The organism is Burkholderiales bacterium (assembly GCA_023511995.1).
In the GTDB taxonomy this organism is placed as follows: Bacteria; Pseudomonadota; Gammaproteobacteria; order Burkholderiales; family Thiobacteraceae; genus Thiobacter.
Genome location: JAIMAL010000036.1, coordinates 1 through 9,711, shown reverse-complemented (window position 1 = coordinate 9,711; position 9,711 = coordinate 1). Strand labels below are relative to the sequence as shown.

The following is a 9,711-nucleotide window of genomic DNA, read 5'->3' as shown; positions in this document are numbered from 1 at the left end:
CCAGGTCACACCCAGCAACCAGGCCCCCAAGCATCAGGCACCCACACTTATCGGCTGTTCAATTGTTAAAGAGCGGTCGCCCCGAGAGCGGGGCGAGGCGAAGAAACTGGTTGCGGGGGCAGGATTTGAACCTACGACCTTCGGGTTATGAGCCCGACGAGCTGCCAGACTGCTCCACCCCGCGTCGAGAAGCGGGACTATAGCAAAGCTCCCAGGAGCACGTCAACCCCCTATTGAGTCTGCAACGCAAATGAGATCGTCCCGGGGGGCAGGTGTTCGTCGTCAAGGGATGGCCGGTTGGCTGTCTTCTTCAGGGGGGCGGGTAGCGGCGGTGCTGGCGTCCCGGCAGCCTGCCGCCCCTTGCCAGGAACGGCCCCCTCGGTCAAGCTTGCGCCCAATGCAGCCGGACCGGATCGACATCACCGTGGACCAGCTCCGCAGCCTGATCGGCCTGCGGGTGCACTTTCGCGGCGCACCCCACACCGTCATCGAGATCATCGAGGACGAGCGCGCCATCGTACTCGCCCCGGAGGGCGCCGATCCCAGCATCCAGGCCGACGCCTACGGGAATGCCAGGCGCCATGTGCGCACCCTAATCACCATCCCCGTCCTCAGTGCAGACCGCACCGCGCTGCACCCCGATTTTCTCGACCTGGACCTCGCCTGATTCCGCCCAGGGCAGTCGTCTCTGGACAAGAACGGGCGGCAGAGGGAACATAGGCGCAAGCCAAACCACATCAACCCACACGGAGGAAGCCTATGGATTTTGCCAGGTTCAATTTCGGCGAGCGCCTCAACGAATACATCCAGGAGGTGCTTCACCACGGGGGCGTCACCCGCACGGAAAGCGAGCTGACCGACGGACAACGGGCTTTCCTCTACGCGGTGCGGCGCGAGCTGGTCAAATACACCGACCCCAACCGCAAGGGCTATCCCTCGAACCAGCTGGAACAGCTCGAATCCTTCGCCCGCACCCTGGGTGATCTGCACAACTCCTACCACGACATGGGCATGAGCAAAATCGCCGACTGTCTTTTCAATCGCTGGAAGATGGTGCGGGAAGACGTCAAGAAGCTCGCTGCCGCCGGCGGCGCCAACCTCCCGCCCTGGGTGGATGTGATCGAGGTCGAACAGTCAGACATGCCGGCCTTCTACGACGCTTAAGCCGACCGGGCCTCCCCCTTGGGGACGCCCCGGCGGCGCCCCGATCACGGAAATTTCCTAAGCGTTTCAGTGGGTTATTGTACCGTACCGGGGCAAGACCGCTTAATCAGAGCATAAAATTGTTGGATGAGGCGGGGAATTTTATCCGTGCTATCCTTGCAGCCTCTCATCCATGATGACCATCTGAAGAGGAGACAACATGCCCAAGCTGGTCAATCCCCACGGCGGCGGCAACCTCAAGCCCCTCCTGCTGACAGGGGAGGCCCGGGAAGCCGAGCTTGCCCGCGCCCAATCCCTGCCCAAGATTCCCATGACCTCCCGGGAGACCGGAGACCTCATCATGATGGGGATTGGCGGATTCACCCCGCTGGAGGGTTTCATGACCAGGGCGGACTGGCAGGGCGTCTGCGATGGCTACAAGATGGCCAACGGCCTTTTCTGGCCCATCCCTATCACCCTCTCCACCGACGACGAGGATGTGAAGGAAGGCGACGAAGTCGCCCTGGTCGATGGGGAAAGCGGCGAGATCATGGGTACCATGAAGGTGACCGACAAATACACCATCGACAAGGCCCATGAGTGCATGATGGTGTACAAGACCACCGATCTGGAGCACCCGGGGGTCAAGATGGTCATGGCCCAGGGGAAGTACAACCTCGCCGGCCCGGTGAAGGTTCTGTCGGACGGAGGGTTCAAAGCCAAATACGGCGACCAGTTCCTCACTCCCGCCGAAACCCGCGCCAAGTTTGAGTCCTTGGGCTGGACCCGGGTGGCCGCGTTCCAGACGCGCAACCCCATGCACCGCTCCCACGAGTATCTGGCAAAGATCGCCGTCGAGACCATGGACGGGGTGCTGATCCACTCCCTGCTGGGCAAGCTCAAGCCGGGTGACATTCCCGCCGAGGTGCGCACCGAGGCGATCAAGGTCCTCATCGACAACTATTTCGTGCCCAACACCGTGATCCAGGCGGGTTATCCCCTCGACATGCGTTATGCCGGGCCACGGGAAGCGTTGCTGCATGCCCTGTTCCGCCAGAATTACGGCTGCTCTCACCTCATCGTCGGCCGCGACCACGCGGGCGTGGGCGATTACTACGGCCCCTTCGACGCGCAGAAAATCTTCGACGAAATTCCGCCCGGCTCATTGGAAACGCAGCCGTTGAAGATCGACTGGACCTTCTGGTGCAACAAATGCGGTGGTATGGCTTCGATGCGCACCTGTCCCCACTCCAAGGACGACCGCATCCTCCTGTCCGGCACCAAGGTGCGGGCGATGCTCTCCGAGGGCAAGGACCTGCCGGTGGAGTTCACCCGGCCGGAGGTGGCTGCGGTGCTGAAGCGCTATTACGCCAGCCTGCCGCCGGAGGAAAACGTCAAAGTCGAACTGAAGGGTCATTCGGCGAAATAGTTTCACAAGGGCAAGGCCGGCACTCGCAACAACCGGCCTTTTTCAACTGTAGTTGCAACAACTGGAGGAAAGAAATGCCAACCTACGTTCGCACCGACAAATGTGACGGGTGCAAGGGTCAGGACAAGACCGCCTGCATGTACATCTGCCCCCACGATCTGATGAAGCTGGACAAGGATGGCTCCGAGACCGGCCACCCCATGAAGGCTTTCAATCAGGAACCCGAGCAGTGCTGGGAGTGCTATTCCTGCGTCAAGATCTGCCCGCAGCAGGCCATCGAAGTGCGGCACTATGCCGACATCGTGCCGCTGGGCGGCTCCGTGCAACCCCTGCGCGGCACCGATTCCATCATGTGGACCATCAAGTTCCGCAACGGCACCCTCAAGCGCTTTAAGTTCCCGATTCGCACCACGCCGGAAGGCTCGATCGACCCCTACGGCGGCAAACCCTTGCCGAAGCTCGCGGACATCACGAAGCCCGGCTTCTTCGTGTCCGTTGGGGGCTTCCGCGCCGGCAATCCGGCCGAGCTGATCCGCAAATGATTTTTCAGGCAACCCGGTAAATCGATGATTTTGCGGGAGGGAGCGGGCCGCGTGCACCGCTGAACCGCAGCAAGGAGACAGAACAATGGCTGGTGAATTTGGCAATCCCGAAATCGTCCAGGAAGAAGTGGACATCCTTCTCATCGGCGGTGGTATGGCCTGCTGTGGCGCCGCCTATGAGGTGGTGCGCTGGGCAGAAGCGGCAAAGGCCGAACTGGGCATCGACCTCAAGATCAAGCTGGTGGACAAGGCCGCCCTCGACCGTTCCGGCGCCGTCGCCCAGGGTCTGTCCGCCATCAACACCTACATTGGCCCGGAGCAGGACCCCGCGGACTATGCGCGCATGGTCTCCAACGACCTGATGGGCATCACCCGCGACGACCTCGCCTATGACCTGGGCCGTCACGTGGACGAGTCCGTGCACCTCTTCGAGGAGTGGGGCCTGCCGATCTGGAAGGTGGACGAAAATGGTGAGCGCCACGACGGCTCCAAAGGCTTGCCCGCCCTCAAGGATGGTGGCAAGCCGGTGCGTTCCGGCAAGTGGCAGATCATGATCAACGGCGAATCCTACAAATGGATCGTCGCCGAAGCAGCGAAAAAAGCCCTGGGCATGGACCGCATCCAGGAGCGTGTGTTCATCGTCAAACTGGTCAACGACAAGAACGACAAGAATCGCATCGCCGGGGCCGTGGGCTTCTCCGTGCGCGAGCACAAGGTCTATGTGTACAAGGCGAAGGCGATCCTGCTCGCCGCCGGTGGCGCGGTCAACATCTTCCGTCCGCGTTCCGTGGGTGAAGGCACCGGCCGTGCCTGGTACCCGGTGTGGAATGCCGGCTCCACCTACGCCATGGCCGCGGAAGCCGGCGCCGAACTGACCATGATGGAAAACCGCTTCGTGCCGGCCCGCTTCAAGGACGGCTACGGTCCGGTGGGGGCCTGGTTCCTCCTCTTCAAAGCCAAGGCGGTCAACGCCTTGGGCGAAGTTTACATGGAGAAGAACAAGGAACTCCTCAACGAGTATCCGCCCTACGGCCAGGCATCGGTGCCCGCCTCCTGCCTGCGCAACCACCTCATGCTCAAGGAGATGAAGGAAGGCCGCGGGCCCATCTACATGGACACCGTGACGGCGCTGGCCAAGCTCAAGGAAACCCTCTCCCCGCGCGAGGTCAAGCACCTCGAGGCGGAAGCGTGGGAGGACTTCCTCGACATGTGTGTCGGTCAGTGCGGCATCTGGGTGGGTGAGAACATCGAGCCGGAGAAGAAAAATTCCGAGCTCATGCCCACTGAGCCGTATCTGCTGGGTTCCCACTCCGGTTGCTGCGGCATCTGGGTGTCCGGTCCCGAGGATGTGGGCGCGCCCACCACGGAAGATCACCCCGAGAAGGACAAGATCCCGGCCCATCTGCCCCAGGGCTGGCATTGGGGCTACCGCTCCATGACGACGGTCAAGGGCCTGTTCACGGCCGGCGACGGTGTGGGCGCCTCCGGTCACAAGTTCTCCTCCGGCTCCCATGCCGAAGGGCGTATCGCCGCCAAGGCCATGGTCAAGTACTGCATCGACCACAAGGACCTCAAACCCGAGCTGGACACGCCGGTGGAACAGCTCGTGGAGGAGATCTACAAACCGGTGCGCAACTTCCTGCAGTACAAGGACTACACCACCGCCATCGACGTCAACCCGCACTACATCACGCCCAAGATGCTGCAGTTCCGTCTGCAGAAAATCATGGACGAGTATGTAGCCGGGGTGTCCACCTACTACACCACCAATGCCCACATGCTCAAGGTGGCGGAAGAGAAGCTGCAGATGTTGAAGGAAGACGCGGAAAAGATGCGTGCCAAGGACCTGCACGAGCTGCTGCGTGCCTGGGAGAACTACCACCGCATCCTCACCGCGGAAGCGCACATGAAGCACATCCAGTTCCGTGAAGAGACCCGTTATCCGGGCTTCTACTACCGGGCCGACAAGAACTTCATCGACGAGAAAAACTGGAAGTGCTTCGTCAACTCGGTCTATGACAAGAACACCAAGCAGTGGACGGTGTTCAAGCGTCAGCACTACGACCTGGTTGACAAGTCCAAGCTGTTCAAGACCGCGGCCCACTGAGCGGTTTGCGACAGTCGGCAAAGCAAGGCCGGGCGCCGCAAGGCGCCCGGTTTTGTTTGGAGCCGGCGGAAAACACTGTCGCCGGCAGGCTTTTGTCCGGCGCCAAGGCGTGTTATGAATGTGACTTGGGTTCGGCTGTCACGCCGGAGCCGGTGCTGTCTGTCAGAGAGGTCGTGCCATGGACAAATTCGAGATCAAGGATTCCCCCTTCCCCCAAAGTCCGGTCGTGCCGCAGCTTTTGGAGCCCACGACGGTCATTCAGTTCCGCTGCCACAAGGAAATCGCCTGTTTCAATGCCTGCTGCAGGAACATCGACATCTCCCTCACGCCCTACGACATTCTGCGCCTGAAAAAACGCCTCAACCTGACTTCCGGGGAGTTCCTCACCACCTACACCGTCCCCTACGAAATGGAGAAGGACGGCATCGCCGGCGTCAAGCTCAAGCCGGTGGAGGGTGGCACGGCCTGCCGCTTCATGACCGAAGAAGGTTGCAGCGTCTATGAGGATCGGCCGACGGCCTGCCGGTACTATCCCCTGGGCCTGTTGTCCATCCGTCGGCAAGGGGAAAATTTCGACCGGGAAGCCTATGCGCTGGTCAAGGAGGAGCACTGCCTCGGCCACCAGGAGCCGCGCCGTTTGACCATCGCCGAATACCGCAAAGAGCAGGGACTCGAGGAATACGATGAACTGAGCCGGGGCTGGCGGCAGCTCATCCTGAAAAAGAAATCCGCCGGGCCCACCGTCGGCAAACCGAGCAAGCGGAGCCTCCAGCTCTTTTTCATGACCTGTTACGATCTCGACCAGTTCCGCGAATTCGTTACCTCCGACCAGTTCAATGATCTCTACGACGTGGAGCCGGAGACGCGGGAGAAAATCAAGACCGATGACGTTGCCCTCATGCAATTCGGTTTCCGCCTGCTGCGCCAGGTGATGTTCAACGAGATGAGCATCCCCATCCGTCCCGATGCCCTGGAAAAACGCCTGGCGCGCAAACGGGAGCGGGAGCGCATTCTGGACGAGATCGTGCAAAAGATCGGGCCCGTGGAGGGCGTGCGCCTCGACGAGCTGGAGGACAAATATCAGCACGCCTCGGATTAGAAAAGCGCCTCCCTCCCCGTGCCCGCGGCGCAGCCGTCCCGTTGTGGGCTCCGGCCGGTGCACCGACTCGCGGCGAACCGCCATTTCTGACTTTCACGCATGAACGCACGCATCCTGGATACGGAAGCCCACTATATTGAACGTGAGCCGTATTACGAGCCCACGGGGGACGAGATCGCCGTTTTCGAGGCCGCCTACCGCAACCGCCTGCCCGTTCTCCTCAAGGGCCCCACCGGCTGCGGCAAAACCCGTTTCATGGAATACATGGCCTGGCGCCTGAAGCGGCCCCTCATCACCGTTTCCTGCCACGACGATCTCACCGCATCGGACCTGGTCGGCCGCTTTCTCGTCAAGGGGGGTGAAACCACCTGGGTGGATGGGCCCCTGACGCGCGCGGTGCGCAGCGGCGCGATCTGTTATCTCGACGAGATCGTCGAAGCCCGCAAGGATACCATGGTGGTGATCCATCCCCTGGCCGATGACCGTCGCACACTGCCCATCGAGAAGCTGGGGCAGCTCATCGAGGCCGATGAGCGCTTCTGTCTTGCCGTTTCCTACAACCCTGGCTACCAGAGCGTGCTCAAGGATCTCAAGCAAAGCACCCGCCAACGTTTTGTCGCCTTGGAATTCAGCTATCCCGCGCCCGAGCTGGAACGAAAAATCGTCATCACCGAGGCGGGCGTGGACGCCGAGACCGCGGAAAAACTGGTCAAGTTCGCCCACATGACCCGCAACCTGAAAGGCAGCGGTCTCGAGGAAGGTGCCAGCACGCGCCTGCTCGTGCACGCCGCCAAACTCATCGCCTCCGGCATCGCCCCCACCACCGCCTGCCGCACCGCCATCGCCGAGGCCCTGACCGACGACCCGGAAATGCTCGCCGCCGTGCAGGAACTCTCCTCTTCCCTGTTCTAGGCGGAACGCCACTTGGACCGGTGGGCTGAAGGCTGATCGACCATGAGCGAAGGCCACCCCGCAAGCGTCGAGGCCATCATCCAGTCCCTCGAAAAATGGCTGGATGTGGAGTTCACCTTCTACCGCGTGGAAGAGCTCGCCGCCGACCTCGCCGGCCGTCCCCGGGCCGAGCGCGAATTCCTTCTCGACTGGATCAGGCGCATCGCCACCACCAACATCGAAATCGCCTACCAGTTCGCCCGCCGGGCGCCGGGACTCCTTGCCCACATGGACTGGCGCATGATCGAGGCCTGGGCCCTGCACGCCATGGACACCTACGACAAAAGCGGCCTGCGCGCAGCGTTGCTCGTCATCGGGGGCGTCGACGGTTTTGTCAGACAACGTCATGCAAGGGTGGCCGGTGCCCTCTACGAAGATATCCATGGCGTGCTGCTCAATTTCGTGCGCGGCCTGTCCGGCCGCAAGCTGGGCATGGCCCAAGGCGATGCCGCCTATACCGACAGCGAGACTCTGTTCCTGCCCAATGTCATCGCCGAGATGGAAAGCGTCGAGGAAAACTTCCGGCTCGCCAAGGCCACGGTGGCCCTGCTCTGGGCGCAGACCCGCTTCGGCACCTTTCGCATCGACCTCGACGGGGCGCTCGCCTCTTACCCGGACCCGCATCACGCTCTGCGTGTTTTCACGGCGCTGGAAACCCTGCGCCTGGAAGCCTGCATCCGCCGTGAATTGCCAGGCCTCTACCGGGAAATGCAATCGCTGAAAGCTAGCTTGGAGCAGGATCGACTGTCTGCCCAGTGGCAGCGCTATGCAGAAAGCCTCGCCAGCCGGACGGCAACGGTGGAAGACAGCCTGGCCCTGCTCAGCGAGGCGGTGACGGACCCCAACCCACCCAGTTTCTGCTACCAGGGAGAAATCCGTCCCCTCGAAGTCGCCCGGCGCAAGGCGGCCCGCATGGAAAAGGAAAAGGCCCTGCTGCGCGTGAAACTCGCCCAACTCGCGGAGGAACACGCCCGGAAAACCCCCGATGCCCCGCCGCGGGAAAGTCCACCACGCTTCGAACTGCGGCAGTCTGAAGATCACGAAGCCGATACAGTGGACATGGAACTCACTCTGGATGGCGCGCCGATCGCTCCACCCGATGACGTGAAAGCACTCATCACCTCCATCCGGCTGGACCTGGGCCGCATCCCCGACGAATATCTCACCCCGGCGGGGCCCGGTGAATACGATGCCAGCCTGACCGAGGAGCGCTCTGCCGATCCCAATGATGTCTGGCAGGGAAGCTATCACGAAATCGGTGCCACCCTCTATGACGAATGGGACTACGGCCGCCAGCATTACCGCAAAGGATGGTGCGTGATGCGGGAGAAGGAGGTGACGCCCGTCTATGACGACTTCGTCTCCCGCACGCTGACCCGCTACAGCGGCCTGGTCAAGCACCTGCGGCGCAGCTTCGAAGCCATGCGTGACGAGAACCGCCTGCTCAAGCGTCAGCCCCATGGTGATGAGGTGGACATCGACGCGCTGGTGGAGGCCCTGGCCGATGCGCGCGACGGTCGCGAAATGTCCGACCGCCTGTTCACCCGCATGCACCGCGCCGAGCGCAACATTGCCGTCATGTTCATGGTGGACATGAGCGGCTCCACCCGCGGCTGGATCAATGACGCCGAGCGTGAATCGCTGATCCTGCTGTGCGAAGCGCTGGAGGCACTGGGTGACCGCTATGGCATCTATGGCTTCTCCGGCCAGACGCGCAAGCGCTGTGAGCTCTATCGCATCAAGGAAATCGACGAACCCTACAGCGACGTGGTGAAGGCCCGCATCAGCGGCATCCGTCCCCAGGACTACACCCGCATGGGCTTCGCCATCCGCCACCTGACCCGGCTGCTCACCCAGGTCGAGGCGCGCACCAAACTCCTCATCACCCTTTCCGATGGCAAACCCGATGATTACTTCGACGTCTACCGGGGTCAGTACGGGATCGAGGACACGCGCCAGGCACTCATCGAAGCCAAGCGCGCCGGCATCCACGCCTTCTGCATCACCATCGACCAGGAGGCACGCGAATATCTCCCCCACATGTACGGCGCAGTCCACTACGTCATCATCGACGAGGTGCAGAAACTGCCGTTCAAGGTCGCGGATATCTACCGCCGCCTGACAAGCTGAGCGCCATTCCATCCTCGATAACAGGCTGTTGCAGGTAAAATCCCTGGCCATGGGATGACCGAGGAGCGATGCCATGGTCCGCCGCGAAATTGATATCAAAAGCCTGCTCGTCCATCTGCCCCTCTTCCGCCAGCTCTCTGACCCGGACATCGCCGAGCTTGCCCGTGGCTGTCGCGAGTTGCACCCTCAGCGGGGTGAAACGTTGTTTCTGAAGGGGGACCCGGCGAAGGGTTTCGGTGGATTCAATCTCGAAGTGCAACGCGGCTGTATGATTGCATAAATACCTGATGAGGTGTTTTCCAGTTCAGGC

Annotated in this window: 9 protein-coding genes and 1 tRNA gene; 9 read left to right on the top strand and 1 reads right to left on the bottom strand. The window is 61.7% G+C overall.

The features are described 5' to 3' along the window. Positions 1 to 107: 107 nt before the first annotated feature. Positions 108 to 184 (bottom strand) — tRNA-Met (locus K6T56_12435). 213 nt (positions 185 to 397) lie between these two features. Here K6T56_12435 and K6T56_12430 point away from each other — a divergent pair. The 9 genes from K6T56_12430 (at position 398) to K6T56_12390 (ending at position 9,681) form a co-directional block, all read left to right on the top strand. Then, a complete protein-coding gene (locus tag K6T56_12430) occupies positions 398 to 667 on the top strand; it encodes a hypothetical protein (GenBank protein MCL6557151.1) in 270 nt (89 codons plus the stop codon). Between the two features lie 92 nt (positions 668 to 759). Then, entirely contained in the window at positions 760 to 1,164 is a 405-nt protein-coding gene (locus K6T56_12425; protein MCL6557150.1) for a hypothetical protein, read from the top strand. Between the two features lie 199 nt (positions 1,165 to 1,363). Then, positions 1,364 to 2,572: a sulfate adenylyltransferase gene (gene sat, locus K6T56_12420; GenBank protein MCL6557149.1), complete on the top strand. Its 1,209-nt coding sequence runs from the start codon at positions 1,364 to 1,366 to the stop codon at positions 2,570 to 2,572. Between the two features lie 74 nt (positions 2,573 to 2,646). Next, the gene (gene aprB, locus K6T56_12415) at positions 2,647 to 3,114 is read left to right on the top strand and encodes an adenylyl-sulfate reductase subunit beta (protein ID MCL6557148.1); all 468 of its coding nucleotides are present in this window, start codon (positions 2,647 to 2,649) and stop codon (positions 3,112 to 3,114) included. Between the two features lie 85 nt (positions 3,115 to 3,199). Further along, a complete protein-coding gene (gene aprA / locus K6T56_12410) occupies positions 3,200 to 5,221 on the top strand; it encodes an adenylyl-sulfate reductase subunit alpha (GenBank protein ID MCL6557147.1) in 2,022 nt (673 codons plus the stop codon). 178 nt (positions 5,222 to 5,399) lie between these two features. Beyond that, on the top strand, positions 5,400 to 6,320 hold the full coding sequence (locus K6T56_12405) for a YkgJ family cysteine cluster protein (GenBank protein ID MCL6557146.1): 921 nt from the start codon (positions 5,400 to 5,402) through the stop codon (positions 6,318 to 6,320). Positions 6,321 to 6,419: 99 nt separating this feature from the next. Then, on the top strand, positions 6,420 to 7,232 hold the full coding sequence (locus tag K6T56_12400; protein ID MCL6557145.1) for a CbbQ/NirQ/NorQ/GpvN family protein: 813 nt from the start codon (positions 6,420 to 6,422) through the stop codon (positions 7,230 to 7,232). 42 nt (positions 7,233 to 7,274) lie between these two features. Further along, complete coding sequence (locus K6T56_12395) at positions 7,275 to 9,401, top strand: VWA domain-containing protein (protein MCL6557144.1); 2,127 nt, start codon at positions 7,275 to 7,277, stop codon at positions 9,399 to 9,401. Positions 9,402 to 9,474: 73 nt separating this feature from the next. Further along, positions 9,475 to 9,681 (top strand): hypothetical protein, encoded by a 207-nt coding sequence (locus K6T56_12390; protein MCL6557143.1) that lies wholly within the window; start codon positions 9,475 to 9,477, stop codon positions 9,679 to 9,681. Positions 9,682 to 9,711: the final 30 nt, after the last annotated feature.